The 26,791-nt window shown below is 65.4% G+C and carries 26 protein-coding genes and 1 pseudogene; 13 read left to right on the top strand and 14 right to left on the bottom strand.

All coding sequences use genetic code 11. The features are described 5' to 3' along the window. Window positions 1-118: 118 nt before the first annotated feature. Window positions 119-1,228: a DUF3182 family protein gene (locus tag PMI20_RS30540; RefSeq protein ID WP_007924164.1), complete on the top strand. Its 1,110-nt coding sequence runs from the start codon at window positions 119-121 to the stop codon at window positions 1,226-1,228. Beyond that, on the top strand, window positions 1,218-1,973 hold the full coding sequence (locus tag PMI20_RS30535; protein WP_007924162.1) for an alpha/beta hydrolase family protein: 756 nt from the start codon (window positions 1,218-1,220) through the stop codon (window positions 1,971-1,973). The genes PMI20_RS30540 and PMI20_RS30535 overlap by 11 nt, the downstream gene beginning before the upstream one ends. Window positions 1,974-2,042: 69 nt before the next feature. Here the strand turns inward: PMI20_RS30535 and PMI20_RS30530 are convergent, their stop codons facing one another. The 6 genes and pseudogenes from PMI20_RS30530 to PMI20_RS30505 all read right to left on the bottom strand — a co-directional run bounded on the left by PMI20_RS30530 (window position 2,043) and on the right by PMI20_RS30505 (window position 11,731). Next, window positions 2,043-3,038: a lysylphosphatidylglycerol synthase domain-containing protein gene (locus PMI20_RS30530; RefSeq protein WP_007924160.1), complete on the bottom strand. Its 996-nt coding sequence runs from the start codon at window positions 3,036-3,038 to the stop codon at window positions 2,043-2,045. Beyond that, window positions 3,025-4,326 (bottom strand): cardiolipin synthase ClsB, encoded by a 1,302-nt coding sequence (clsB, locus tag PMI20_RS30525; protein WP_007924157.1) that lies wholly within the window; start codon window positions 4,324-4,326, stop codon window positions 3,025-3,027. Before clsB ends, PMI20_RS30530 begins: the two co-directional genes overlap by 14 nt. Next, window positions 4,323-5,120, bottom strand: a complete 798-nt coding sequence (locus PMI20_RS30520; RefSeq protein WP_007924151.1) for an endonuclease/exonuclease/phosphatase family protein — start codon at window positions 5,118-5,120, stop codon at window positions 4,323-4,325. Before PMI20_RS30520 ends, clsB begins: the two co-directional genes overlap by 4 nt. Before the next feature lie 32 nt (window positions 5,121-5,152). Then, a pseudogene (locus tag PMI20_RS30515) lies at window positions 5,153-5,728 on the bottom strand (DUF72 domain-containing protein); the annotation flags it as partial. Between the two features lie 280 nt (window positions 5,729-6,008). Next, window positions 6,009-7,220 (bottom strand): MFS transporter, encoded by a 1,212-nt coding sequence (locus PMI20_RS30510; protein WP_007924147.1) that lies wholly within the window; start codon window positions 7,218-7,220, stop codon window positions 6,009-6,011. Window positions 7,221-7,414: 194 nt separating this feature from the next. Then, entirely contained in the window at window positions 7,415-11,731 is a 4,317-nt protein-coding gene (locus PMI20_RS30505; RefSeq protein ID WP_007924146.1) for a DEAD/DEAH box helicase, read from the bottom strand. 222 nt (window positions 11,732-11,953) lie between these two features. Between PMI20_RS30505 and PMI20_RS30500 the strand changes: the two genes are divergently transcribed. Both PMI20_RS30500 and pgnE read left to right on the top strand, forming a co-directional pair. Beyond that, window positions 11,954-12,838, top strand: a complete 885-nt coding sequence (locus PMI20_RS30500; protein ID WP_037034303.1) for a sugar nucleotide-binding protein — start codon at window positions 11,954-11,956, stop codon at window positions 12,836-12,838. After that, window positions 12,831-13,760: a UDP-N-acetylglucosamine epimerase PgnE gene (gene pgnE, locus PMI20_RS30495; RefSeq protein WP_007924144.1), complete on the top strand. Its 930-nt coding sequence runs from the start codon at window positions 12,831-12,833 to the stop codon at window positions 13,758-13,760. Before PMI20_RS30500 ends, pgnE begins: the two co-directional genes overlap by 8 nt. 58 nt (window positions 13,761-13,818) lie before the next feature. Here the strand turns inward: pgnE and PMI20_RS30490 are convergent, their stop codons facing one another. From PMI20_RS30490 to PMI20_RS30470, 5 genes are all read right to left on the bottom strand, one after another. Further along, entirely contained in the window at window positions 13,819-14,517 is a 699-nt protein-coding gene (locus PMI20_RS30490; protein ID WP_007924143.1) for an OmpW/AlkL family protein, read from the bottom strand. 235 nt (window positions 14,518-14,752) lie between these two features. Further along, window positions 14,753-15,271: a DUF3299 domain-containing protein gene (locus PMI20_RS30485; RefSeq protein ID WP_007924142.1), complete on the bottom strand. Its 519-nt coding sequence runs from the start codon at window positions 15,269-15,271 to the stop codon at window positions 14,753-14,755. 28 nt (window positions 15,272-15,299) lie between these two features. Further along, a complete protein-coding gene (locus tag PMI20_RS30480; RefSeq protein ID WP_007924141.1) occupies window positions 15,300-16,565 on the bottom strand; it encodes an ABC transporter permease in 1,266 nt (421 codons plus the stop codon). 1 nt (window position 16,566) lies between these two features. Beyond that, entirely contained in the window at window positions 16,567-17,277 is a 711-nt protein-coding gene (locus PMI20_RS30475; RefSeq protein ID WP_007924140.1) for an ABC transporter ATP-binding protein, read from the bottom strand. A 138-nt stretch (window positions 17,278-17,415) separates the two neighbouring features. Further along, window positions 17,416-18,012 (bottom strand): DUF2796 domain-containing protein, encoded by a 597-nt coding sequence (locus tag PMI20_RS30470; RefSeq protein WP_007924139.1) that lies wholly within the window; start codon window positions 18,010-18,012, stop codon window positions 17,416-17,418. Between the two features lie 135 nt (window positions 18,013-18,147). On the opposite strand from PMI20_RS30470, the gene PMI20_RS30465 reads away from it, so the two are divergent. After that, window positions 18,148-18,501, top strand: a complete 354-nt coding sequence (locus PMI20_RS30465) for a hypothetical protein (RefSeq protein ID WP_007924138.1) — start codon at window positions 18,148-18,150, stop codon at window positions 18,499-18,501. Between the two features lie 50 nt (window positions 18,502-18,551). On the opposite strand, the gene trxA is transcribed toward PMI20_RS30465, so the two are convergent. The 3 genes from trxA to PMI20_RS30450 all read right to left on the bottom strand — a co-directional run bounded on the left by trxA (window position 18,552) and on the right by PMI20_RS30450 (window position 20,696). Further along, window positions 18,552-19,424 carry a thioredoxin gene (gene trxA / locus PMI20_RS30460; protein WP_007924137.1) on the bottom strand — a complete coding sequence of 291 codons (873 nt, stop codon included), beginning with the start codon at window positions 19,422-19,424 and terminating at the stop codon, window positions 18,552-18,554. 160 nt (window positions 19,425-19,584) lie between these two features. After that, a complete protein-coding gene (locus tag PMI20_RS30455; RefSeq protein ID WP_007924136.1) occupies window positions 19,585-20,241 on the bottom strand; it encodes a class I SAM-dependent methyltransferase in 657 nt (218 codons plus the stop codon). Then, complete coding sequence (locus PMI20_RS30450; RefSeq protein ID WP_007924135.1) at window positions 20,238-20,696, bottom strand: hypothetical protein; 459 nt, start codon at window positions 20,694-20,696, stop codon at window positions 20,238-20,240. Before PMI20_RS30450 ends, PMI20_RS30455 begins: the two co-directional genes overlap by 4 nt. Before the next feature lie 129 nt (window positions 20,697-20,825). Here PMI20_RS30450 and nrdR point away from each other — a divergent pair, with 129 nt between their 5' ends. The 8 genes from nrdR to PMI20_RS30410 all read left to right on the top strand — a co-directional run bounded on the left by nrdR (window position 20,826) and on the right by PMI20_RS30410 (window position 26,786). Then, window positions 20,826-21,290 carry a transcriptional regulator NrdR gene (nrdR, locus tag PMI20_RS30445; protein ID WP_007924133.1) on the top strand — a complete coding sequence of 155 codons (465 nt, stop codon included), beginning with the start codon at window positions 20,826-20,828 and terminating at the stop codon, window positions 21,288-21,290. After that, window positions 21,287-22,420: a bifunctional diaminohydroxyphosphoribosylaminopyrimidine deaminase/5-amino-6-(5-phosphoribosylamino)uracil reductase RibD gene (gene ribD / locus PMI20_RS30440; protein ID WP_007924130.1), complete on the top strand. Its 1,134-nt coding sequence runs from the start codon at window positions 21,287-21,289 to the stop codon at window positions 22,418-22,420. The genes nrdR and ribD overlap by 4 nt, the downstream gene beginning before the upstream one ends. 46 nt (window positions 22,421-22,466) lie before the next feature. Next, window positions 22,467-23,129, top strand: a complete 663-nt coding sequence (locus PMI20_RS30435) for a riboflavin synthase (RefSeq protein WP_007924128.1) — start codon at window positions 22,467-22,469, stop codon at window positions 23,127-23,129. Between the two features lie 16 nt (window positions 23,130-23,145). Next, on the top strand, window positions 23,146-24,237 hold the full coding sequence (ribBA, locus tag PMI20_RS30430) for a bifunctional 3,4-dihydroxy-2-butanone-4-phosphate synthase/GTP cyclohydrolase II (RefSeq protein ID WP_007924126.1): 1,092 nt from the start codon (window positions 23,146-23,148) through the stop codon (window positions 24,235-24,237). A gap of 91 nt (window positions 24,238-24,328) precedes the next feature. Continuing rightward, entirely contained in the window at window positions 24,329-24,805 is a 477-nt protein-coding gene (gene ribH / locus PMI20_RS30425) for a 6,7-dimethyl-8-ribityllumazine synthase (protein WP_007924117.1), read from the top strand. After that, complete coding sequence (nusB, locus tag PMI20_RS30420) at window positions 24,802-25,302, top strand: transcription antitermination factor NusB (RefSeq protein ID WP_007924115.1); 501 nt, start codon at window positions 24,802-24,804, stop codon at window positions 25,300-25,302. Before ribH ends, nusB begins: the two co-directional genes overlap by 4 nt. 18 nt (window positions 25,303-25,320) lie before the next feature. Beyond that, on the top strand, window positions 25,321-26,286 hold the full coding sequence (gene thiL / locus PMI20_RS30415) for a thiamine-phosphate kinase (protein WP_007924114.1): 966 nt from the start codon (window positions 25,321-25,323) through the stop codon (window positions 26,284-26,286). Beyond that, complete coding sequence (locus tag PMI20_RS30410) at window positions 26,283-26,786, top strand: phosphatidylglycerophosphatase A family protein (protein WP_007924112.1); 504 nt, start codon at window positions 26,283-26,285, stop codon at window positions 26,784-26,786. Before thiL ends, PMI20_RS30410 begins: the two co-directional genes overlap by 4 nt. Window positions 26,787-26,791 lie beyond the last annotated feature (5 nt).

Genomic DNA, 26,791 nt, shown 5'->3' with positions numbered 1-26,791 from the left:
GCCAGCAGCGATGGCCTGGAGCGCTTATTCCATGGGGGCATTCGGCTTCCCCCTGGCCTTGGCGTGATCCCTGCACCCTGTCTTGTACATTCATCACGCCGATGACGAAGGGGGACGCATGACCCCGACGCAACGCAAGAAACGGGTGGTCGCCCACTCGGTCCATCCGGGGGCCTCGCAGCATGTCGTGGAGACCAATCGCGCGCTGGCTCGCTGGCTGGCGCAAATCCTCGGGTTGCAGTTCGCCGGTGACTACGACCCGCTCGTGCATGGCCAGGACGAGCTGTACCTGTTGCCGACGCAGACCATCGTCGGCCCCGCCGCGGCCCGGCAATTGCGGCTCAAGGGGCCGGACGACCTGTGGGGCGGGTATGTCGAGCATGACTTTATCTGCACCAAGGCCATTACCCATGGTCTGTTGAACAGGAACGCCGTGGCCCCGCCGGGCTGGGCGCCGCTGTTCTCCCAGCGGGTGCGCAATGTGGTGCTGGACGGCCTGAGCGTGTTTTCCCTGAATGACGCCCGGCCAGCGGCCAGTCATTTGCTTTACAGCGGGCCGATCCGCATGAAACCGATCCATGCCTGCGCCGGTCGCGGCCAGCAGGTGATCGAGAGCCTGGAGCGCTTCGACGAGATGCTGGCGCAACCGGACGTCGCCCGGCAGTTCAATCAAGGCGTGGTCCTGGAGCAGGATCTGCAACAGGTGGCCACCTACAGCGTCGGCCAGTCCTTTATCGCCGGCCACGTCCTCAGTTACTGCGGCCAGCAGTACCTGACCGAAGACTCCGACAGCGAGCAGGTCTACGGCGGTTCCGAGCTGTTGGTGGTGCAGGGTGGCTACCCTGAGTTGCTGGCGCTGCAACTGCCGCAGCAAGTGCGCCTGGCGGTGCAACAGGCGCGGGTTTTCGACGCCGCCGCCGATGAGGCCTATCCCCGATTCTTCGCCTCCCGGCGCAACTACGACATCGCCCAGGGCCTGGACGCCGAAGGCCGGCAGCGCAGCGGCGTACTCGAACAATCGTGGCGCATGGGCGGTGCCAGCAGCGCCGAAGTGGCGGCTTTGCAGGCCTTTATCGATCATCCGGACATGCGCGCGATTCGTGTGTCCGCGGTGGAAACCTATGTCGACCGGCCCTTGCCGGCCGATGCCATCGAGGTCTATCGCGGGCCCGCGGAACACAGTGACTTTCTTCTCAAATATGTAACGGTCCAATCCTATGACGGCTAGAAGCGAAAGCATTCAAATCGACATCGATGACGAGCAGATGCGCGGGACTTTCCTCAGCCCCAAGTCGAAAGTCCCTGGCGTACTGTTTGTCCACGGCTGGGGTGGGAGCCAGGAGCGCGACCTGGACCGCGCCCGCGGCATCGCCGGGCTGGGTTGCGTGTGCCTGACCTTCGACCTGCGGGGCCATGCCGGCAGCGGCATCCCGCTGAACCGGGTGACCCGCGAAGACAACCTGCGCGACCTGTTGGCGGCCTATGACCGCCTGCTGGCCCATCCGGCTCTCGACACCTCGGCGATTGCAGTGGTGGGCACCAGTTATGGCGGCTACCTGGCGAGCATCCTGACCTCGCTGCGACCGGTGCGCTGGCTGGCATTGCGGGTGCCGGCGCTGTACCGCGACGAAGCCTGGAACAGCCCCAAGCGTGACCTGGACAAGGCCGACCTGCTGGATTACCGCAGCAGACTGGTGCGTGCCGACAGCAACCGGGCGCTGCATGCCTGTTCGACGTTCACCGGGGATGTGCTGCTGGTGGAATCGGAAAACGACGAGCATGTGCCCCACGCCACGTTCATGAGCTACCGCGCGGCCTGCCAGCAGACCCATTCCATGACCCACCGGATCATCGACGGCGCTGACCATGCCCTGAGCGATCCCGTGTCGCAGCAGGCCTACACCTCGATCCTGGTGGACTGGATCACGGAAATGGTGGTGGGAGAACGCTTGAGCATCATTCAGTCGCGATAGTCGCAAGCGCTGGTTGAATGAGGCGCGCAAGCTCGCTCCTGGAGAGGAACGCGCGCGTGCGCGATAGCCTCAGCTGCCTTTGCGCGGATTCTTCTCCACGCGCAACGCCTTGGCCCTGGCCTCCACCACCAGGTACATCAGCAGCGCGATCAGCAGCGGCAGGATGAAGTAGATCGCCCGGTAGGCGATCAACCCGGCCAGCAGGCTGCCGCGGGACACCTCATGTTGCAGCAGGGCGATAAACACCGCCTCCAACACCCCGAGCCCCGCCGGAATATGGGTGATGACCCCGGCGATGCTGCTGATCAGCAGCACCCCGAGCACCACCGGATAATCGAGCTTGCTGGGCAGCAGGGTAAAGATCACCGCTGCCATCAGCGACCAGTTGAGTGCGCCCAGGGCCAGTTGCAGCAAGGCCATGTGCAACGAGGGCAAGTTGATCTCGACCCCGTGTATCGACCACTCGCGCCGTCGGGAAAACCGACAGGCCGCCAGGTAACCCACACCCAGCACCAGCAGCAGGACGCCCACCCCCTGCAACGCGCCGTTGCTGAGTTGCCAGCCGGGCGGCAACTTCATCAGGCCACTGGCGAATACCGCGCCGGCCAGGGCCATGTAGCCGAACCAGTTGGTGGCCAGGCTCAGGCCGAGGATCTTGGCGATATTGCCGGTGCTCACCCCGAGCCTGGAATACAGCCGGTAGCGCATGGCGATCCCGCCGACCCAGGCGCTGAGGTTGAGGTTGAAGGCGTAGCTGATGACCCCCACCGGCAGGATCTGCCGCCAGCCGAGGTTCTGCCGGATGTAGGTGCGACCGATCAGGTCGAAGCAGGCATAGACCAGGAAGCTGGCCAGGGTCAGGCCCGCGGCGATGACCAGGGTGCGCACCTTGAAGTCGGCCAGGGTGCCGAGCACTTCGCTCCAGTCGATGCGCCGGGCCAGCAGGGTGAACAGCACGATCAACAGCAGGAAGAAGGCGATGGTCAGCGGTTTCTTCAGGCGTTGCCAGCGCGACCGGGAGTGCGACGCGGCGGGCGTCGAGCCATGGGCGTCAGTGCGGCTCATGGGGCGACTCCCGCGGGGTGGCGGCCTGGCCGAAGGGTTTCAATTGTGGCTTGTGGGCGGGCAGCCAGCCGGACCAGGCCGGGAAGTGACGCAGGATGTGAAACACCAGGAAACCCACGGTCAGGCGCCACAAGCGGCCGCGCCCGGAGCCCTTGGCCGGCATGGCCTGGCAGTGGTCGCGACTGAGCCGGTCGAGGCGCTCGAACAGGTCGCGATTGAATGCGCGGTCGCGGATCAGCACATTGGCCTCCAGGTTCAGCGACAGGCTCAGCGGGTCGAGATTGCTCGAGCCCACGGTGCTCCAGTCGTCGTCCACCAGCGCCACCTTGCCGTGCAGTGGCCGTTCGCAATATTCGTAGATGGTCACGCCGTCCTTGAGCAGGTAGTCATAGAGCATGCGTGCCGCCAGCCTGGCCACCAGCATGTCCGGCTCGCCCTGCAGGATCAGCCGCACCTCGACGCCACGGCGCGCGGCGTTGCGGATCTCGCGCAGCAGCCGATAGCCGGGGAAGAAGTAGGCATTGGCGATCACCACCCGCTGGCGGGCCCCGCGCAGCACCAGGCGGTAGACCTCTTCGATATCGCTGCGGTGCTGGCGGTTGTCGCGATAGACCAGGCGCACCTGGCCGTCATGGTCGGTCAGGGCCAGCTCCGCGCGGCGCTGCCGGCGGCGTTGCCACCAGTAGCGGGCGCGGGCCGGGCGGTCGCCTTGCAGCAGGGCGAAATGGTGGATATCCACCACCGCCGGCCCCTGGATCTCTACCGAGTAATCCTGCTTGGCCTGGGGGCCGAAATCGGCCAGGTGATCGGCGGAGAAATTAATCCCGCCGACAAAGGCAATGGCGCCGTCGACCACCACGATCTTGCGATGCAGGCGGCGGAACCAGTTGGTGCGCACCCCGAAAATCGGCTGCGCCGGGTCGAATATCTGCAAGCGCACCCCGGCGTTGCTCATGGCGGCAAGGAACTCGGTGCTCAATTCGCCGCAACCGAAGCCGTCCAGGCTGACGATGACCCGCACGCCACGCTGTGCAGCCTCGATCAGGATACGGTGCAGCTCGTGGCCGACCTTGTCCTCGAAGAGGATGAAGGTCTCCAGCAGGATCTCGTTCTGCGCCTGGCGCAGCACTTCGAACACCCGGGGAAAATACGCCTCGCCATTCTCCAGCAGCACCACCCGGTTGTTGCTGTGCCAACCGTATTCGAGGTCCATCCGTAGCGGTTCGTGGGCCAGCCCCGCGTCAGGCGGGTGGTCCACCGTGGTTTTTTCCAGGGGCATGTCGTTCATAACTCGACCTCGACCGACAGCGGTGCGTGATCGGAGAGATGGGACCAGGGATGGGTGTCCAGTACCTGGGGCCGGTGGATTTTCAGGTGACGCACGTAGATCCGGTCCAGCCGCAGCAGCGGCAGGCGCGCGGGGAAGCTGCGCGCCGGTTTGCCGTGCTGGCTGACAAAGGCCTCCTGCAAGCCACTGGGGGCGAGCTGTGCACCGGCGCGCAGCCGCCAGTCGTTGAAGTCGCCGGCGACGATCAAGGGCGCGTCGGCGGGAAGCTCGGCGATCAGTTGCAGCAGCAGATCCAGCTGTTGCTGGCGATGGCTTTCGCGCAATCCCAGGTGCACGCAAATGGCGTGCACTTCCAGGGCATCGCCGGGCAGGCGCAGCACGCAATGCAACAGGCCGCGGCTCTCGTGCCCGGACAGGGAGATGTCGAGGTTGTCGTAGCGAATGATCTGGAATTTCGAGAGCAACGCATTGCCGTGGTCGCCGGCCGGGTACACCGCATTGCGTCCATAGGCGAACTGCGGCCAGATGCTGTCGGCGAGGAATTCGTATTGCGGCATGCTCGGCCAATTGTTGTAGCGCTGCGGGTGCTGGTCGTGGGCGCCGTGCACCTCCTGCAGGAACACCACGTCGGCGGCCACGCTGCGCACCGCCTCGCGCAGCTCGGGCAGGATGAAGCGCCGGTTCAGGGCGGTGAAACCCTTGTGGGTATTCACCGTCAGCACCGTGAAGCGGCGCGCGGCGGCGAGCCCGATCGCGGGCGGTATCGGGTTGTTGGCCGACTCGTCATGGCTCATGGCAGCACCCCGGGCGCGGCAGGCTCGCCGGGCGCCGTCGCCAGTGCCACGCCGTGCTGGCGCAGCAGATGAGTGAATTCGGGCACGGCAAAGCTTGCGTGGCGAATTTCCACGGCATGGCGCATGGCTTTTTTGCCGTAGGCCTTGGTGCTGGCGTGGCCGTTGAGGCGTGGTTCGTGCTGGCGGGCGAGGGTGGCGGCCTGTTCGGTATCGGCGGGCAGTTGCTGAAGAAAGGCGCCGAACAGCTCGGCGTCGAACTGAAAACTTGGCGGAAACTGCCACAGGATCGGCCCGAGCTTGTTCTTGAGCTCCAGCACGCCCGAGGCGAAGAAGTGGGCGATCGGCTTGTGCACATCCCGCAGCCGCAGGATATGGGCGATGTAGCGCGGCGTCTTGACGCTGAACACGAAGTCCTTGGGCGTATCGGCATACCAGTCGGCATAACGCTCGGGGGGCTGCAGCGCGTAGAACGAACCGTTGATTTCGATGCTGTTGACTGCGCGCGAAGCGAATTGCAGCTCGCGCTTGTGCGTCAGCCCCTCGGGGTAGAAATCTCCACGCCAGGGCTTGTAGCGCCAGCCGGAAATACCGATATGAATCGCCGCCATGTCCGCTCCCGTCTTGGGGCCTTCGAACCACCTCTGTCTTTTGATGACTGCCCGGCTGACGGGAAAGTTTCGACCTTCCTACGGACGGTGTTTTCGATCCTCTAGGAGCCGACCCTGTAGAAGCGCAGCTTGCGCGCGAAGAACGACAACGCGGTGGAGCAGGCATTGCGCGGCGTGGCGTTCGCGGGCAAGCCTCGCTCCTACAGGGGAGCCAATCGTTTAACTGATCGGCATTAGCCGGCCAGGGCTGCGCTTTTCTGGTTGGGGCCTGCTGGTGGGCTCAGTGCCCGACCACCACCCGGCTCGACCCCTCGGCCGGCTCGGCGTATACCGGGCCGAGGCGATCCAGGCGGCCGCTCCAGGCGGTCAGGGCCAGGGCGGCCAGTACCACCAGGCCACCGATCCAGGCGGTGTGGATCAGCCCCAGGTGGGCGACGATCAGGCCGCCGCCCCAGGCGCCGCCGGCGATGCCGAGGTTGAAGGCGGCGATGTTCAGGCCCGAGGCCACGTCTACCGCTTGCGGGGTGTGGTGTTCGGCCTGGCGCACCACGTAGACCTGCAGGCCCGGTACGTTGCCGAAGGCCACGGCGCCCCACACCAGTACGGTGGCCAGCGCCAGCCACGGGTTGCCGGCGGTGAAGGTGAGCAGGAACAGCACGCCGGCCAGCAGGGCGAAGATGATCTTCAAGGCGCTGATCGGGCCGCGCTTGTCCGCCAGCTTGCCGCCCCAGATGTTGCCTACGGCGACCGAGAGGCCGTAGACCAGCAGCACCAGGCTGACGGTGCTGGCGCTGAAGCCGGAAATGCCCTGGAGAATCGGCGCGAGGAAGGTGAAGGCGATGAACGAGCCGCCGTAGCCCACCGCGGTCATGGCGTACACCAGCAGCAGGCGCGGTTGTTTCAGCACTTGCAGTTGTTGCAGCAAGGACGCTGGTTTGCTGTGAGCGATGTTTTTCGGCACGTAGACCAGGCTGCCGATAAAGGCGATCACACCCAGGGCGGATACCGCGAGGAAGGTTTCGCGCCAGCCGAAATGCTGGCCGATAAAGGTCCCCAGCGGCACGCCGGTGACCAGGGCCACCGTCAGGCCGGTGAACATGATGGCAATCGCGCTGGCGGCTTTTTCCTTGGGCACCAGGCTGGTGGCGATGGTCGAGCCGATGGAGAAGAACACGCCATGGGCCAGGCCGGTGACGATTCGCGCCAGGACCAGGGATTCATAGCTGGGCGCTTGCCAGGCCAGCAGGTTGCCGAGGGTGAACAGCACCATCAGCGACAGCAGCAACAGCTTGCGCGGGACCTTGCCGGTCAGCGCGGTGAGCACCGGCGCGCCGACGGCGACACCCAGGGCGTACAGGCTGACCAGCAGCCCGGCGGACGGCAGGCTGACGCCAAGGTCGGCGCCGATGGTGGGTAACAGGCCAACGATGACGAACTCAGTCGTCCCGATGGCGAAGGCGCTGAGGGTCAGCGCGAGCAAGGCAATGGGCATGGCTGCAACTCCGGTGGATTTGACAATGGAGCGCAGTGTCCGGATTTGAATCGTGCGGAAAAATAGCGGTTCCGGTATTTGATATTTGACCTGAAGGCAAATATCGAGCTGAGCGCGATCACTGCGCTTCTGTAGGAGCGAAGCTTGCTCGCGATAAGGCCGACGCGATGCACCAGGCCGCCCGCGGCCCGATATCAGTGGCGAATCAACCGGGTCCGCAGCTCAAGGCTGGCCTGCGGCTCAAGGTCCAGCCAGACATGCGCTTTGCCGGCGATCTCGGCGGCCGCGGGCAGGCCGTCGCGGTACACCAGCCGGTTGCCGGCCAGGGCCGGAACCTTCGGCCCGGGCAGCAAGGTGCCGGCGAGGTTCAGCGGGTCGACGCCACACACCGCGATCAGGCTGCCATCCAGCGGGCGGCGGCGCACTTCGCGCAACAGGGCGATGGCCTCGGGCAGGGCGAACTGCTCGCCGGCCAGGCCGCTGACAAAACGCCCGCCGCGAATTTCGCCGCGGGCCTCCAGCCGATGGAAGGTGCGCAACAGTTCGCGCCAGCTCGGCAGCCAGTCGGCCTCGCGCTCCAGCAGGCGCCAGAACACCACGCCATAACGCCGCAACAGGGTCATGGCGATGTGTTCCAGGGTGGCCGGTGGGGTTGCCTGCCCATGACTGTCGACGCCCTCCGGTACTGGCGACGGACGCCGTAGCAGGGCCCAGCGCCCCGCATCGTCCATGCCGCCGACCACGGCCCCGCGCCCGCGTCGGCCGCTGCGGGCCAGACGCTTGCTGGCCGGGGTGATCAAGGCGCGCAGGCCGGCAAAACTGTCGGCATTCACCCACCCTGCGGCCACCAGTTCCTGCAGGGCGATCTCCAGCTCGGTGCGCAGGACATGGGCTTCATGCTGCAGTTCATCGAAGAACAAGGCGCCGTGCTGGCTCAGGGCCTCATGGACCTTCTGCGCCTTGGGTGACAGCGCGCTGCTGTCGGGCTGTGCGCCCAGCCCGCTCCACAGCGCGACCTGGTTGCGCGGCAGCAGCACGATCGGCGTATTGCGCAGGGTCGCGCTGGCGGTTTTGTGCGGCGCGCTGAGCCGGCTCCAGACCACCTTGCCGTTGCGGCACAGCTCATCCAGCCAGGTGGCGGAGTAATCCTTGATCCGCGCCGGCAGCAGGTCGCTGTCCCAGGCGCCGGCCGCGGCGGCATAGCCTTCGAACTGGGCGACCGTCTGCGCCAGCATGGCACTGCCCTGGCCCAGGGTGGCGCTGGACAGGTGCTGCCAGTCGAACAGAAAACGCATCAGGTCCTGCAGCGACACCGGTTCGATTTCCCGACGCAGGCGTTTGACGGTGTAGCGATGAATCCGCGCCAGCAGATGCCGTTCGCACCATTCCTCCCGGGCCTCGCCGGGGCTGAAGCGGCCGCGCAGCACATAACCTTCGCCTTCCAGCTGCGCCAGGACCTGGGTGACCTCGCTGGCGCTCAGGCCCAGGGGCATGGCGATGCTCTCCAGCGGCAACGGGCCGAAGCCACTGAGCCGGGCTCGAATCACTTCGACCACCGCTTCATCGCGCTGCCATCGCTCATCGAAGCCGGGCGGCGCCTCGAGGAGCGGTTGCAGCAGCGCCTGTGGATAAATCGCCCGCAGGCAGCCCAGGCGCTCGATGGCCAGCCACAGGGCTTGTCCGCCGCCGATCTGCAAGCGGCTGGCGCGCCCGCTGTCCGCCAGGGTTTGCAGCCAGTCGGTCCACCGCGGGTTGGCCTGGACTTCGTCCTCGCCGATACAGGCCAGGCTCATCAGCGCTTCATGCATTTCGTCCGGGTTGCCGGGGGCGGGCCAGGCTTCCTCGCGCACCGACTGGATGGCCTCGGCGTCCAGGGCGCCGAGGTCGTCGCTGGACTCGGGGTCGCTCCAGCGGCGGCTGAGCACGGCCTGGGTGCGGCGCTCTTCCAGCGGTGCGTCGTCGAGGAAGGTGTAGGGCCGGGCGCTGAGGATTTCCGCGGCCAGGGGCGAGGGCGCCGGCAGGTCGCGGCTGATCAGGCGCAGCTCGCCGCGCTCCATGCGCCGCAACAGCGTCAGCCAGCCCTCGCTGTCCATGGCTTCGTGCAGGCAGTCGTCGAGGGTCTGTTCCACCAGCGGGTGATCGGGAATCTGCCGCTCGCCGGCGAGGTTCTCCAGGCAGGCGATCTGGTCGGGAAACACGCTGGCGATCAGGTCTTCGCTTTTCATCCGCTGGATCTGCGGCGCTACCTTGCGCCCGCCGACAAAGCGCGGCAGCGCCAGGGCCACCCCGGCATTCCAGCGCCAGCGCACGCCGAACAGCGGCGCCTCCAGCACGGCCTGGACCAGGATGTGTTCGGCGCTGTTGCTGTGCAGGTAACGCCAGACGTCGTCGAGCTCGAAACTGTGGCCGGTGGACAGCGACAGCACGATGGCGTCTTCGCTGGCGGCGGCCTGCAATTCGAAGTTGAAGGTGCGGCAGAAGCGCTTGCGCAGCGCCAGGCCCCAGGCGCGGTTGATCCGGCTGCCGAACGGCGTGTGGATGATCAGTTGGGTGCCGCCGGACTCATCGAAAAAACGCTCCATGATCAGCGTGTCCTGGGACGGCAGCGCGCCCAGGCTCTGGCGTGCGCGGGCCAGGTAGTCGACCAGTTGTTCGGCGCTGGCGGCGTCCAGGCCCAGGCTGTCGCCCAGCCAGTCGAGGGCGGGCTGTAGTTGGCCGGGGGGGGCGCCGAGCAACTCGTCGAGCCGGGCCAGCAGGCGCGCCACGGCAAATGACAGTTCGGCGCTGCGCCCGGGGGCTTCGCCGAGCCAGAACGGAATGGTCGGCGGCTGGCCGTGGGCGTCCTCGACCCGCACCCGGCCGGTTTCCACCCGCAGGATGCGGTACGAGGTATTGCCCAGCTGGAACACATCGCCGGCGATGCTTTCCACCGCGAAGTCTTCGTTGACGCTGCCGATATTCAGCGCCTGGGGCTCCAACAGCACGCTGTAGTCGGCGTTGTCGGGGATGGTGCCGCCACTGGTCACTGCCGTCAGCTGGCTGCCCCGCCGACCGCGCAGGCTGCGGTTGACGGCGTCGCGATGCAGATAAGCGCTGCGCATGCCCTGACGCCCGTTGTAACCCTCGGCGAGCATGCGCAGCAGCGCCTGGAAATGTCCTTCGTCGAGGTCGCTGTAGGGCGAGGCGCGACGGATCATTTCCAGCAGCGGCTGCTCCTGCCATTCTTGGTTGCTGACTTCGGCGACGATCTGCTGCGCCAGCACATCCAGCGGCGCCCTGGGGATCTGCAGGGTGTCGAGTTCGCCGCGATGCACGCAGTCGAGCAGGGCGGCGCATTCGATCAGGTCGTCGCGGGTCAGGGCGAACAGGCGGCCCTTGGGCGTGCCGCCGACCTGGTGCCCGGAGCGCCCAACCCTTTGCAGAAAGGCCGAGATCGAACGCGGCGAGCCGATCTGGCACACCAGGTCGACATCGCCGATATCGATGCCCAGCTCCAGCGAGGCGGTGGCGATCAGTATTTGCAGGTCGCCGCGCTTGAGACGCTGTTCGGCGTCCAGGCGAAACTCCTTGGCCAGGCTGCCATGGTGGGCGGCCACCGCGTCCTTGCCCAGGCGTTCGCTGAGGTGGCGGCTCAGGCGTTCGGCCAGGCGCCGGGTGTTGACGAACACCAGGGTGGTACGGTGCTCCCGCGCCAGTTCGGCGATACGTTCGTAGACCCGTTCCCAGACGTCGTTGGCCATCACCGCCGACAGCGGCACGGGCGGCACTTCGATGGCCAGGTCCCGGGGGCGAGCGTGGCCGATGTCGACGATCTCGCAGGGGCGTTCATGGCCGACCAGGAAACGCGACACCGCTTCGATGGGTTTCTGCGTGGCCGACAGGCCGATGCGCGTCAGCGGCTCGGCGCAGAGCGCTTGCAGGCGCTCCAGGCTCAACGCCAGATGGCTGCCGCGTTTGCTGGCGGCGATGGCGTGGATCTCGTCGACTATCACCGTGCGCGTGCTGGCCAGCATCTGCCGGCCGGAGGCCGAGCCCAGCAGCACATACAGCGATTCGGGGGTGGTCACCAGGATGTGCGGCGCGCTTTTGCGCATGGCGCTGCGGTCTTTCTGCGGGGTGTCGCCGGTGCGCACCGCGGTGCTGATGCGCAGTTGCGGCAGGCCCATGCGTTCGAGTTGCGCGGTGATCCCGGCCAGCGGGTCCTGCAGGTTGATCTGGATATCGTTGCTCAAAGCCTTGAGTGGCGAGACGTAGACCACCAGGGTCTGTTCCGGCAGCGTGCCGCCGTTTTCCAGGCCACGATGAACCAGCTCGTCGATCACCGCGAGGAAGGCGGTCAGGGTCTTGCCCGAGCCGGTGGGCGCGGCGATCAGCGTCGAGCGGCGCTGGCGGATCAGCGGCCAGGCCCGGGCCTGGGCGGCGGTCGCCGCCGGGAAGCAGCTGTCGAACCAGGCGCTGACCGCGGGATGAAAACCCGGCAGGGCGTTGGCGGGGATCTGGGGAAGGTTCATGCACAACGTTATGCGACCGCCGGAGTGAAGTTGCAAGCCTGCCTTGTCGCCGCTGGCGGCAGCAGCCCTGAAGGGCTGTGTGCTTTGTTGCTCTACACTTTCTCAGTGACGGTTGCGCCGGAAACCCGCAAAATGCAACGATTCTGAGCAATATTCATGGCCAAACCCGCGGGTCTGGCCGATTCAAACCATCGTTCCGAACAGATTGGGCCTGCTGACTCTATGCGAATGCGCCTTATGTTACTGGGCGGCGGAAATGCCCTTGGGCAGGCGCTGATTCGCCTCGGTGCGGAGGAAGACATCGGTTTCCTCGCCCCCCGTCCGCCGCAAGACGGCTGGGATGCCGCGAGCCTGACGCAACTGCTCGACGACACCCGCCCGGATGCCTTGATCAACCTTGCGTACTACTTCGACTGGTTCCAGGCGGAGAGTGTCCCCGAGGCACGCCTGGCTGGCCAGGAACGGGCGGTCGAGCGGCTTTCCGAGCTGTGCCAGCATCACAACATCATTCTTCTGCAGCCTTCCAGCTACCGGGTGTTCGACGGTTCGCGGGCCACCGCCTACAGCGAAAAGGACGAACCGGTACCGCTGGGCCTGCGTGGCCAGGCCTTGTGGCGGATCGAGCAAAATGTGCGCGCCACCTGCCCGCAGCATGTGCTGCTGCGTTTCGGCTGGCTGCTGGACGATAGCGCCGAAGGCACCCTGGGGCGTTTCCTGGCCCGTGCCGAGCAACCCGAAGAGCTGCTGCTGGCCGACGACCGTCGGGGCAACCCGACGCCAGTGGACGATGCCGCCCGGGTGATCATCTCCGTGCTCAAGCAACTCGATTGCGCCGCGCCGCTGTGGGGCACTTACCACTACGCCGGCCATGAGGCGACCACGCCGCTGGCGCTGGGCCAGGCGATCCTCACCGAGGCCCGCAGCCTGCATCCGCTGGCCATCGAAGCGCCGACCGCCCAGGCCCACGCCGCCCGGCCGGACGCTGCCGAAGAACCGCAGCACGCGGTGCTGGCCTGCAAAAAAATTCTGCACACCTTCGGGATCAAGCCTCGCGCCTGGCGCGCGGCACTCCCGGCTCTACTGGATAGGTTTTATCGTCATGGCTGATGGCCCAATCTTGATCACCGGCGGTGCCGGCTTCATCGGTTCGCACCTGACCGACGCTTTGCTCGCCAAGGGCTACTCGGTGCGGATCCTCGACGATCTGTCCACGGGTAAACCCGGCAACCTGCCGCTGGATAACCCGCGGGTCGAACTGATCCAAGGCGACGTCGCCGACGCGGCCCTGGTGGCGCGGGCCATGAGCGGCTGCCAGGCGGTGGCGCACCTGGCGGCGGTCGCTTCGGTACAGGCTTCGGTGGACGACCCGGTGCGTACCCACCAGAGCAACTTCATCGGCACCCTCAACGTCTGCGAAGCCATGCGCCAGGCCGGCGTCAAGCGCGTGCTGTTTGCTTCCAGCGCGGCGGTTTATGGCAACAACGGCGAGGGCGAATCGATCGACGAAGACACGCCCAAGGCACCACTGACGCCCTATGCGTCGGACAAGCTGGCCAGCGAGTACTACTTCGATTTCTATCGCCGCCAGCACGGGCTGGAGCCGGCGATCTTCCGCTTCTTCAACATCTTCGGGCCGCGCCAGGATCCATCCTCGCCGTACTCCGGGGTCATCAGCATCTTTTGCGAGCGCGCGCAGAAAGGCCTGCCGATCACCGTATTTGGCGATGGCGAGCAAACCCGTGACTTCATGTATGTCGAAGACCTAGTGGACGTGCTGGTGCAGTCCCTGGAAACACCGCAACTGGAAGTCGGCGCGGTCAATGTCGGCCTGAACCAGGCCACTACCCTCAAGCAGTTGCTCGAGGTCCTGGGCGAGGTGGTAGGGCAGTTGCCACCGATCAGCTACGGCCCGGCGCGCTCCGGGGACATTCGCCATTCGCGGGCGAACAACCAGCGCCTGTTGCAGCGCTTCAAGCTCCCCGAACCGACGCCGATGAGCGTCGGGCTGGCACGTTTGCTGGGCCGCTGAGCTTTCCCCAGCGATGAAAAAAGGCGCCTTTGCAGGCGCCTTTTTTTGTCTGGCCGATTTAGAACTTGTAGCCCAGGCCGACCATGTAGACCCATGGATCGACGTCCACGTCGACCTTGGCCCGGGTGCCGCCGGCGACCGCGTTGTTGTTCACGTAGGCGGTGGTGTCGATGTCGACGTAGCGCACCTGGGCGTTGATCATCACGTTGTCGGTCAGCATGTAGTCGGCACCGACCTGCCAGGCCAGGCCCCAGGAGTTCTTCGCCCGGAAGTTGTCGAAACCGGCGGCGCTGGCGCGGCTGCCGACGTGCTCGTCATAGATCCAGGTGTAGTTGATGCCGGCACCGACGTAAGGCTGGAAGGCGGCCTTGTGGTCCAGCGGGTAGTACACGACGCTCAGGGTCGGCGGCAGGTGCTTGAGAGTACCGAGCTTGCCGTTGGCGGCGTCCAGCGAGGTGCCCTTGAGCTTGACGTCATGCTCGAACGGGGTGGCCGCGAGCAGTTCGATACCGACGTTGTTGGTCAGCATGTAGGCGAAGTTCAGGCCCAGCTGGGTGTCGCTGCTCATGGTCGCCTTGCCGCCGAGGTTGGCACCGGCCAATGGACCGCGGTCGACCTTGACGTCACCGCTGTCGGCTTTCGGATTGACGGTGATGGCACCGGCGCGAACGATGATGTCGCCGGCTTCGTGGGCGTGGGCGATCGGGGCGGCGAGCGCGAGCGCGAACAGGGAGGCGCTGAGCAGGGACTTGTGCATGGGAGCTCCAAAGGACGATTCGAGTTGGCTAGGTCCAATGGTAAGGATCGTCAAGGAACAGGCTTTGACTCAGCTCAATGAAAACCGGATCAGCGTGGAGGCAGTGGAACTGCGGGTGTTGTGTACGCTGTGCAACTGATCGCGGGCAAACGTGCGGCTACAGGGAACTGTGCTGTTTTGTGGGCGCAGGCTTGCTTGCGATGAGGTCATGAATGGCACTGCGAAAAACGCGGTTTCACTCCTGCAATTCGTACATGTAAATTTTCTCTGCCTCCATCTGGTAACCCGCGTCGGCGATGTCGCTGGTGGACGCCTTGACCTGCATCGGCCCCTCGATCCAGTACGGCTGATACAGCTCGTCGAGCTTCACGCCGACGGCGCTTTTCACATGCACTATCTGGTTCGACGGCGGTGGCGGCACGTGGATGCAGGCGCCGAAATACGGCACCAGCAGAAACTCCGTGGTGCGGCCTTCCTCGCTGACTTCCAGCGGCACGATGTAGCCGGGCAGACGCACCGACAGGCCGTCCAGGCTCTGCACCACCGGAGCGTTGGGCATGTCCTGCTTGGCTGCCGGGGCGGACTCGGCGGCCAGGGCATCGCTCATCTGCGACAGGTCGTGCAGCGGCTGCATGTTCGGCACCTCCGCCGGCGCGTCCGGCGGAATCATTTCCGACCAGGCCAGGTCACGGGGTTCGGCGGCCCATAGCGGCAGGGCGACCAGCATCAACAGCGCAAGCAGGGCACGGGGCATGCCGGAGCTCCTCATAACCAGAAGTTCCTCATAAACGGATGGACAGGCCATCGGCCAGCGATTGTCGGTAGGCGCGCCAGGCCGGCACGCTGCCCATCAGCAGGGCGGCGATCAGGATACCGCCGAGCAGCGTCCACTCATACTCGCTTGGCCAGGACAGCGGCAGGTACAGGCCGTAGCTCGACTGCACATAACCCTGGGCCAGGGCGATGCCCAGGTACAGCAGGCCCAGCCCGGCGAGCACACCGGACAGCGCCAGGGCGAAGGCTTCCAGCACCAGCAAGGTCGCAATATGCCAAGGCCGGGCGCCGACCGAACGCAGGATCGCCATCTCCCGGCGGCGCTCGTTGAGGCTGGTGAGGATCGCCGTGAGCATGCCGATCAGGCCGGTCAGCACCACGAACAGCGACACCACGAACAAGGCCTTTTCCGCGGTGCCCATCAGGCTCCACAGCTCCTGCAGGGCGACCCCGGGCAAGATCGCCAGCATCGGTTCGCCGCGGTATTCATTGATCTCGCGCTGCACCGCGAAGGTGGCGATCTTGCTGTTCAGGCCAAGCATGAAGGCAGTGATCGCTTGCGGCGTCAGATCCATGTTGCGCGCCTGGTCGGCGCTGATGCGGCCGCTGCCCTGGGCCGGCACGCCGTTGTGCCAGTCGATATGGATCGCCTCCATGCCACCGAGGCTGATGTGCAGCGTGCGGTCCACCGGGGTGCCGGTGCGCTTGAGGATGCCGACCACGGTGAAGGGTTTGTCGTCATGCTTGACCAGGCTGATGGCCGCCACGCCGTGGGCCAGCACCAGCTTGTCGCCGAGCTTGTAATGCAGGGCCTCGGCGACTTCGGCGCCCAGCACCACTTCGAACGGATCGCTGGCGAACTCGCGGCCGCTGGCCAGTTGCAGGTTCTGCTGGTGGCCGTACTGGTAATGCTCGAAGTAGGCCGCGGTGGTGCCCATCACCCGGTAGCCGCGATGGGAGTCGCCGAGGGAAATCGGGATCGCCCATTTCACTTTCGGGCTGTTGGCGAAGTGCTCGAAGCTGTCCCAGCGAATGTTGTTGGTGGCGTTGCCGATGCGGAACACCGAGTACAGCAGCAGGTTCACCGAACCGGAGCGGGCGCCGACGATCAGGTCGGTACCGCTGATGGTGCTGGCGAAGCTGGCGCGGGCTTCGGTGCGCACCCGTTCCACCGCCAGCAGCAGGCAGACCGACAGGGCGATGGCGAAGGCGGTGAGGATCGCGGTGAAGCGGCGGTTAGCCAGGCTGGCCATGGCTAGACGGAACAGATACATCTCAGACCTCCGCGGGCGTGGCGGCGCGATTGAGTTCGGCCAGCGACAGGTTGCGATCGAACAGCGGCGCCAGGCTCTGGTCGTGGCTGACGAACAGCAGGCTGGCCGCGGCCTCGCGGCATTCGGCGAACAACAGGCGGATAAAGGCTTCGCGGGCGTCGTAGTCCAGTGCCGAGGTGGGTTCGTCGGCGATCACCAGTTCCGGTTGGCCGATCAGCGCGCGGGCGGCGGCGACCCGTTGTTGCTGGCCGATGGACAGCGAGTCGGCGCGACGGCCGAGCAGGCCGGGGTCTTTAAGCCCCAGGTGGGCGAGCAGGGTGGCCGCTGCCTGGTCGACACTGCCGTGGCGCTGTACGGCGCGGCTGGCGCGCAATTTGGAAAAGTGGCAGGGCAACTCGACGTTTTCGCGTACCGAGAGAAACGGCAGCAGGTTGAACTGCTGGAAGATGTAGCCGGTGTGATCGACCCGGAAGCGGTCGCGGGCGCCGGCGGAGAGTTCGGTCAGCTCCTGGCCCAGCAGGCGGATGCTGCCGCGGCCGGGTTTCTGCACACCGCCGAGCAGGCCGAGCAGGGTGGTCTTGCCGCTGCCGCTGGGGCCCTTGAGGAACAGCGTTTCACCCGCTTCCAGGCGAAAGGCCGGGATATCCAGCAACTGCGGATGGCCGGGCCAGCTGAAGCCCAGGTCGGACAGTTCGATAAGTGCTTGGGTCATGTTGGGCCGATCATGGAGTGAGTTTTGTAGCCGCTGCCGAAGGCTGCGATAAGGTCCGCAGGACCTTGCGAAAACCTCAAGAGCAACGACCCCTTCGGGCTCGATCGCAGCCTGCGGCAGCGGCTACAGGAGTTGCGGTCAGAATTTCAGGCTGGCGGCCTTGGAGGTCGCTTCCACGCCTTGCTGGCCACTTGGCGAGATGAGTTGTACCTGAATTTTCTGAGTGGCGGGGAAGGTCTTGAACACGTCGGCCAGGTCCAGGTTCTTCAGCGCACCCGGCGTGGCACAGGTGAACTGGTAGTGCGCATGGATCTCGCTGTGTTCGTGATGATGCTCGTGGCCGCCGGCATTCTTCGCGTCGTCATGGTCTTCGTCGTGATCCTCGGGCTTGTCGCCGAACAGCGGGCTTTCCAGTTCCTGTTGCGCCACCACGCAACCGGCGGCGGGCGGCAGGCTGAACAGCGCCAGCGGTTTTTCCAGCTGGGCGCGCACGGCGGCGACCTTGGCCTTGTCCGCGTCGGTGCTGGCGGCGTGCTCGAAGCCCACCAGGTTCATCGCCGGGCTTTCCAGTTCCAGCTCCAGGGTCTGACCGTCCAGCGCGGCGTTCAGGCGGGCCACGCCATGCTCGTGAGCACCGAGGCTGCCGTGCTCATGGTCGTGGTCGTGTTTTTCGGCCGCGTGAGCGATGGCCAGGGGCAACAGAGCGAACGGCAGGGCGAGCAGCAGACGACGCATGGCAAGTCTCCGGGAGCGAACATGAAAATAATGTTATGTAATCTTATAACGAAAGTGGCGTGAGTTTGACCGTCTGCTTGGCGTTGCGCAAGACGCATGGGAGCATGCTCGTCAGAAATTTTCGGGAGCAGAGCGATGGTGCGGATTCGTGGAAGCATCGGCGAATGGCCGGTGGATTTGACCCTGGAACTGGACGAGGCCGACTGGGATCAGTTGAGTGCCCGGCTGGGGACGCCGTTGCAGGCGGCCAAAGCCGAAAGCGGCGCGCCTGTGGCCAAGCCGGCGAGTCAGGACGATGCGCTGTGGCAGATCACCCAGGACCTGCTGCGCAAGGCCGGGCAATTGAGCGGCCCGGATCTTTTGGAGCAACTGGAAGGCCTGACCGGCAGCGCCGCGGCGGGCAAGCGGCTATTGGTGCGTTTGCGCCACAGCGCACAGGTCAAGGTGGTGAGCGGCGGTGATACGCCGCTCTACAGCTGGATCGAGTAGGCGAGGGCTGCGCCGGCTTGCGATAAACCGGCGCGGCTATCAGCTATGAATCAGTACAGCGCGGCGAACAGCTTGCGACGGTAGGTGGTCACCAGCGGGTGGTCGTTGCCCAGCAGCTCGAACACTTGCAGCAAGGTCTTGTGCGGCAGGCCTTCGTTGTAGCTGCGGTTGCGGATGAACAACTTGAGCAGGGCATCCAGCGCCGCGTCGTACTGCTGGCGCGCCAGTTGCTGGATGGCCAGCTGATACACCGCCTCGTCATCCTGCGGGTCCTGCGCCAGGCGGCTTTTCAGCTCGGCGCTGTCCGGCAGGTCGGCAGCCTGCTTGAGGAAGGTGATCTGCGCCTTGGCCCCGGCCAGCGCCGCCTTGTGTTCATCGCCGGTGACTGCGTCGAGTACGGTCTGGGCTTCGCCCAGTTCGCCGCGTTCGGCCAGGCAGCGGGCGTAGAGGATCAATGCCTTGGCGTTGCTGTTGTCTTCGCCCAGCAGCACTTTGAGCGTGGCTTCGGCATCGGCGATGCGCCCTTCGGCGAACAGCGCTTCAGCCAGCTCCAGCGGGTCGGCGGCCTTGGGCGGCGGCATCTGCACATGGGGTTCGAGCATGGCGCGCACCGCGGATTCCGGTTGCGCCCCGGCAAAACCGTCCACCGGCTGGCCGTCCTTGAACAGCACCACGGTCGGCAGGCTGCGAATGCCGAAGCGGGCAACGATGTCCTGCTCGATATCGCAGTTGACCTTGGCCAGCAGCAGTTCGCCCTGATAGCTCTCGGCGATCTGTTGCAGCATCGGCATCAGCGCCTTGCAGGGCGCGCACCATTCGGCCCAGAAATCCACCAGCACCGGCTTGTGGAACGAGTTCTCGATCACCGACTGGTCGAAGTCGGCGGTGCTGGCGTCGAAAATGTACGGCGTGTCCTGACTCATGGGGGATCTCGAAGAACGTGAATGGGCCAACTATAAGGCTTGGCGGGGGGCGGCTGAAAGCGGGGTATCGGGTGGCCGGTAGATTGTTTCCCGGGCAAGCCTCGCTCCTGCAGATGCTGCTGGACGTTGCTCGATAGAGCACAAGGTGATTTGTCCTTCATCAATCGCGCTGCGCGTGATACAGGCTCACTTCGCGGAACTCCCAGGGCTCGGCCAGATCCGGTAGGGTCAGGGCGTGGAGCATTTCCAGGCGTTGGTACAGCGGATGTTGGAAGTCCTTGACCCGGGAGTCCGCCACCAGTGCCTGGCGTCCGCGGCTAAGGAATTCATCCAGCAGCGGCAGGTTGGCGCGGTCGTAGAGCACGTCGGCTACCAGGATCAGGTCGAAGCGATCCGCTTGCGCGAAAAAGTCCGTGGAGTAACCCAGTTCAACCCCGTTGAGCGCCGCATTCGCCTTGCAGGCGGCAATGGCCAGCGGGTCGAGGTCGCAGGCCACCACTTCCAGCGCGCCGGCTTTCAGCGCCGCGATACCGGCCACGCCGGAGCCGGCGCCGAAATCCAGGACCCGCTTGCCTTGCACCCACTGCGGATGCTCGGCCAGATAGCGTGCCAGGGCCAGGCCGCTGGCCCAGCAGAAACTCCAGTACGGCGGTTCGTGGAGAATTCGCTGGGTTTCTTCCGGGGTGAAGGCGCGGTCCATGTTGTCGGCATCGATCAACCACAGCTTCAGCTCGGTGTCCGGCAGTTCGCAGGCCACCAGTTGGGCGTCGCCCAGCAGTTCGCTCAGGGCGCGTTGCAGGTCGAGCGGTGGGGTCATGGTGCTTTGACGAATTGCAGCTGGCCCACGGCCTGGGTGGTCGGCTGGGTGATGAGTTGCGCCGGCAGGTGCAGGATCAACTGGCCGGACTGGCTGGCACGGCCGCGCAGTTCAACGCGGGCGCCTACCGGGAAGACATCGGGATTGAAGCGAAGGCGAAACGGCAGGACCTTGTTGTTGCCGATCAGGTTGCTGCTGGCCAGCAAACGTTGCGGCCGGCCGCGCTCGTCGATCACCAGCAGCGCCAGTTCCACCTCGGCACCGCCTGGTACGCCCTGCAGGGTGCCGCTCAGTTCACGCTGATAGGCCGGCAGAGGGCCGAGGTCAGTGGATTCCTGGGCTTTTTTCACACTCTGCTGGGGCGGCACGGTGGAGGCGGCCGGTTTAGGGGCGTCGCTGCTGCAAGCGACCAGCAGGCTGAAAAGGCTGAGCAAAACGAGCGGTCGTAGTGGCATGCGAAGCTCCAACAAGGCGAAATTCCATGTGCAAAACATAATAGTCGGTCTGTATACCGTAAAGGCTATGGCTTGTCTTGCCAGTGGGATGCGCTACCATGGCCCTCCCTTTTTTTGTTGCCTGCCACCATGCACTGTCCCTTCTGCGGTGCCAACGACACCAAGGTCATCGACTCGCGTCTGGTCGCCGAAGGCGAACAGGTGCGCCGCCGGCGTGAATGCCTGGCCTGCGGTGAACGTTTCACCACTTTCGAAACCGCCGAACTGGTGTTGCCGCGCCTGATCAAGACTGACGGCAGCCGCCAGCCCTTCGACGAAGAAAAACTCCGCGCTGGCATGCAGCGTGCCCTGGAAAAGCGCCCGGTCAGCGTCGAGCGCCTGGAAGCCGCGCTGGTGCATATCAAGCACAAGCTGCGCGCCACCGGCGAGCGCGAGGTCAAGTCCCTGGTCGTCGGCGAACTGGTGATGGCCGAGCTGCAAAAGCTCGATGAAGTGGCCTATATCCGCTTCGCCTCGGTCTACCGGCGCTTCCAGGATCTCAACGAATTCCGCGAAGAGATCGACCGTCTCGCCCGCGAGCCGGGCAAAGAATGAACACCTCCAGCGAACAGGCGGTACTCGACGCCCACTATATGGCGCGTGCGCTGGAGCTGGCCGCAAAAGGCCGCTTCAGCACTCATCCCAACCCCCGAGTCGGTTGCGTGATCGTGCGCGACGGCCAGGTCGTCGGCGAGGGCTGGCATGTGCGGGCCGGCGAGCCCCATGCCGAAGTCCACGCCCTGCGTGCCGCCGGTGCCAACGCCCGCGGCGCCACCGCTTACGTGACCCTCGAACCCTGCAGCCATCACGGCCGTACGCCGCCGTGCGCCGATGCCCTGGTGGATGCCGGCGTGGCGCGGGTCGTGGCGGCGATGCAGGACCCCAACCCGGAAGTCGCCGGCCGTGGCCTGCAGCGCCTGGCCCAGGCCGGCATCGCTACCCACAGCGGGGTGATGGAGCAGCAAGCCCGTGCCCTCAACCAGGGTTTCCTCAAGCGCATGGAGCACGGCTTGCCGTTCGTGCGGGTCAAGCTGGCCATGAGCCTGGACGGGCGCACCGCCATGGCCAGTGGCGAAAGCCAGTGGATCACCGGCCCCGCCGCGCGTTCCGCGGTGCAGCGTCTGCGGGCCCAGGCCAGCGTGGTGTTGACCGGTGCCGACACGGTGCTGGCGGACAATGCCCGGCTGACGGTGCGGGCCGAGGAGCTGGGGCTGGATGCGGAACAGACCGCCCTGGCCATGAGCCGTCCACCCTTGCGCGTGTTGATCGACGGCCGTTTGCGGGTGCCGCTCGATGCGCCGTTCTTCAAGGCGGGGCCGGCGCTGGTCGCCACCTGCGCGGCGGTGGAAGAACAGTATGCCAACGGTCCGGAATGCCTGATCGTGCCGGGCGCCGATGGCCAGGTGGACCTGCGTCGGCTGTTGGGCGAGCTGGCTGCCCGCGGCGTCAACGAGGTGCTGGTGGAAGCCGGCCCGCGCCTGGCGGGGGCGTTCGCCCAGCAAGGTTTGGTGGACGAGTACCAGATCTTTGTCGCCGGCAAGTTCCTCGGCTCTACGGCCCGGCCGCTGCTCGACTGGCCGCTGGCGCAGATGAGCGAGGCGCCGCGGCTGAAAATCATTGAAATGCGCGCCGTAGGCGATGACTGGCGAGTCATTGCCATTCCTCTGCCAGCAGCGAGCGTATAATTTCGGGCCTTCGCCACGCGGCGACCCTGTTCTCGAGGAGGACTCCATGTTTACAGGCATCATCGAATCCATCGGCAGCATCCGTGCATTGACCCCCAAGGGTGGCGATGTGCGGGTGTATGTGGAAACCGGCAAGCTCGACCTGGGCGACGTGAAGCTGGGCGACAGCATTGCGGTGAACGGCGTCTGCCTGACCGCGGTGGAACTGCCGGGCGACGGCTTCTGGGCCGACGTCAGCCGCGAGACCCTGGACTGCACCGCTTTCCATCAGTTGAAGGCCGGCAGCCGGGTCAACCTGGAAAAGGCCCTGACCCCGACCACCCGCCTGGGCGGTCACCTGGTCAGCGGCCATGTCGACGGCGTCGGCGAAGTGGTGGCCCGGGAAGAAAATGCCCGCGCCATCCAGTTCCGCATCCGCGCGCCCAAGGACCTGGCCAAGTACATCGCGCACAAGGGCTCGATCACCGTCGATGGCACCAGCCTGACGGTCAACGCGGTCAATGGCGCCGAGTTCGAGCTGACCATCGTCCCGCACACGCTGGCCGAAACCATCATGGCCGACTACCGGCCGGGTCGGCAGGTCAACCTCGAAGTCGACCTGCTGGCGCGCTACCTGGAGCGCCTGCTGCTGGGCGACAAGGCCGCGGAGCCTTCGAGCGGTGGCATCACCGAAAGTTTTCTGGCCGCTAACGGCTACCTCAAATCCTGACTCAAGGGGGTGCCGCGTGGCGCTCAACAGCATCGAAGAACTGGTTGAAGACATCCGCCAAGGCAAGATGGTCATCCTCATGGATGACGAAGACCGCGAGAACGAAGGCGACCTGATCATGGCCGCCGAGTGCTGCAAGGCCGAACACATCAACTTCATGGCCAAGCACGCCCGCGGCCTGATCTGCATGCCGATGAGCCGCGAGCGTTGCGAGCTGCTCAAGCTGCCTTTGATGGCGCCGCGCAACGGTTCCGGGTTTGGCACCAAGTTCACCGTTTCCATCGAGGCCACCACCGGCGTGACCACCGGCATCTCCGCCGCCGACCGCGCACGCACGGTGCAGGCTGCCGCCGCCAAGGACGCCAAGGCCGAAGACATTGTCAGCCCGGGCCACATCTTCCCGCTGATGGCTCAGCCGGGTGGCACCCTGGCTCGCGCCGGCCACACCGAAGCCGCCTGCGACCTGGCGCGCATGGCCGGTTTCGAGCCGAGCGGGGTGATCTGCGAAGTGATGAACGACGACGGCACCATGTCCCGTCGCGCCGAGCTGGAAGCCTTCGCCGCCGAACACAACATCAAGATCGGCACCATCGCCGACCTGATTCACTACCGGATGATCCACGAACGTACCGTTCAGCGGATTGCCGAGCAGCCGCTGGACAGCGAATTGGGCCAGTTCAACCTGGTGACCTACCGTGATTCGGTGGAAGGCGACGTGCACATGGCGCTGACCCTGGGCAACATCTGCGCCGAAGAACCGACCCTGGTTCGCGTGCACAACATGGACCCGTTGCGCGACCTGCTGATGGTCAAGCAGCCTGGCCGCTGGAGCCTGCGGGCCGCCATGGCCACGGTGGCCGAGGCCGGCAGCGGCGTGGTGCTGTTGCTGGGCCACCCGCTGGACGGCGACGTGCTGCTGGCGCATATCCGCGAAACGGCCGAGCACGTGCCTGCGAAAAAACCGACCACCTACAGCATCGTCGGTGCCGGTTCGCAGATCCTGCGCGACCTGGGTGTACGCAAAATGCGCCTGATGAGCGCGCCGATGAAATTTAATGCGATATCCGGTTTCGACCTGGAAGTTGTAGAATACGTGCCCTCCGAATAAAAGCCGGTTGTTGCGGGCTTGAAATTCGCGGTTCAAATATCACTAGTGAGCGCGTAGTGAACGCGCTCCGGCTCTTTAAGAGATTTGTCGAATGACCCTGAAGACCATCGAAGGTACCTTCATCGCCCCCAAAGGCCGCTATGCCCTGGTGGTCGGCCGTTTCAACAGCTTCGTCGTCGAAAGCCTGGTCAGCGGCGCCGTTGACGCCCTGGTCCGTCACGGCGTGAGCGAAAGCGACATCACCGTGATTCGTGCCCCTGGCGCCTTCGAGATTCCGCTGGTTGCGCAGAAAGTCGCGCAGAAGGGCGAGTTCGCGGCGATCATCGCCCTGGGCGCGGTCATTCGTGGCGGCACTCCGCACTTCGAATACGTGGCGGGCGAATGCACCAAGGGCCTGGCCCAGGTGTCCATGGAGTTCGGCGTACCGGTCGCCTTTGGCGTGCTGACCGTCGACTCGATCGAGCAAGCCATCGAACGTTCCGGCACCAAGGCCGGCAACAAAGGTGCTGAAGCTGCCTTGTCCGCTCTGGAAATGGTCAGCCTGCTGGCGCAGTTGGAGGCCAAGTGATTAGCGACGATAGCGATCGTTTCAACCCGCGTGATCCGAAACCTGCGGACGCTGGCAAGCCATCCAAGAGCGCCAAGCGTCGCGAAGCCCGTCAGCTCGCGACCCAGGCGCTGTACCAATGGCACATGGCCAAGCACTCGCTGAACGAGATCGAAGCGCAGTTCCGGGTCGACAACGATTTCACCGACATCGACGGTGCCTACTTCCGTGAGATCCTGCACGGCGTTCCGGCCAACAAGAATGAGATCGACAACGCTCTCACCCCTTGCCTGGACCTCACCATCGAAGAGCTGGACCCGGTCGAACTGGCGGTTTTGCGCCTGTCCACCTGGGAACTGCTCAAGCGCGTCGACGTGCCGTACCGCGTTGTGATCAACGAAGGTATCGAACTGGCCAAAGTCTTCGGTTCCACCGACGGCCACAAGTTCGTCAACGGCGTACTCGACAAGCTGGCCCCGCGTCTGCGTGAAGCTGAAGTGAAGGCATTCAAGCGCTGATCCGCGCTTGCAGCTGCCATGGGCGAGTTTGAGCTGATCCGTAACTTCTTCGCTGCCGCGCCTTGTGCGCAGGGCGGCGAGGGCGTTGCACTGGGGATTGGCGACGACTGCGCCTTGCTGGCTGTTCCCCCTGGCGAACAGTTGGCGATTTCCACCGACACCCTGGTGGCCGGTGTGCATTTCGCAGATCCCTGCGACCCTTTCCTGCTCGGCCAGCGCTCGCTGGCGGTGGCGGTCAGCGACCTGGCGGCCATGGGCGCCGCGCCTGTCGCCTTCACCCTTGCCCTGACCCTGCCGACGGTTGACGCCGATTGGCTGCAAGCCTATGCCAACGGCCTGAGCGCCATGGCGCAGAGCTGCGGCGTGCGCCTGGTAGGCGGTGACACCACCCGCGGCCCGTTGACCCTGACCATGACCGTGTTCGGTCGCGTGCCCGCCGGCCAGGCCCTGACCCGCAGTGGTGCCCGTCCGGGCGACCTGCTGTGTGTCGGCGGCGAGCTGGGCAATGGCGCCGGGGCCTTGCCCCTGGTGCTCGGACAACGCAGCGCCGAGCCGGTGATCGCCGAGCCTTTGCTGGCCCACTACTGGTCGCCGCAACCGCAACTGGCCCTGGGCCAGGCGCTGCGCGGCAAGGCTACCGCGGCCATGGATATCTCCGATGGCCTGTTGGCCGACTGCGGGCACATTGCTGCCGCTTCAGCTGTCGGCTTGCTGATCGAAAGTGAAAAACTGCCGATGTCCCGGGCGTTGTTGAGCTTTCTCGGTGAGAATGGCGCCCGCTCGGCGGCACTCAGCGGCGGTGACGATTACGTGCTGGTCTTCACCTTGCCCGAAGCCGAGCTGGCGCCGCTGCTCGCCGCCGGCTGGCCGGTGCATGTGCTGGGCCGGGTCGTGGCCGGGCAGGGCGTGGTGCTGCTGGATGCCGAGGGGCGGGACATCACCCCGAACACTCGGGGCTATCAACATTTTCGGGAGACACCGTGACAGATCATCCCAAACAGGTTCCGGCAGAGTTCGTGCCACCCTCCGTCTGGCGTAATCCCTGGCATTTTCTGGCCTTCGGCTTCGGTTCGGGCACCTTGCCCAAGGCTCCGGGTACCTGGGGCTCGCTGGTGGCGCTACCGTTCATCCCGCTGTGGCAGATGCTGCCGGACTGGGGTTACTGGCTGATGCTCGGCATCACCATGCTGTTCGGCTTCTGGCTGTGCGGCAAGGTGGCCGACGACCTGCGGGTGCATGACCACGAAGGCATCGTCTGGGACGAAATGGTCGGCATGTGGATCACCCTGTGGCTGGTGCCGGAAGGCTGGCAGTGGTTGCTGGCGGGTTTCCTGATGTTCCGCTTCTTCGACATTCTCAAGCCCTGGCCGATTTGCTGGATCGACCGGCATGTGCACGGCGGTATCGGGATCATGCTCGACGACGTGCTGGCCGGTGTCTTCGCCTGGTTGGCGATGCAGGGGCTGGTGTGGTGTTTTACCTGAGGAAT

Origin of the sequence: Pseudomonas sp. GM17 (genome assembly GCF_000282175.2) — a bacterium.
Lineage (GTDB): Bacteria > Pseudomonadota > Gammaproteobacteria > Pseudomonadales > Pseudomonadaceae > Aquipseudomonas > Aquipseudomonas chlororaphis.
Note: the sequence above shows the minus strand (reverse complement) of the source record. Positions and strands in the feature narration are given on the sequence as shown.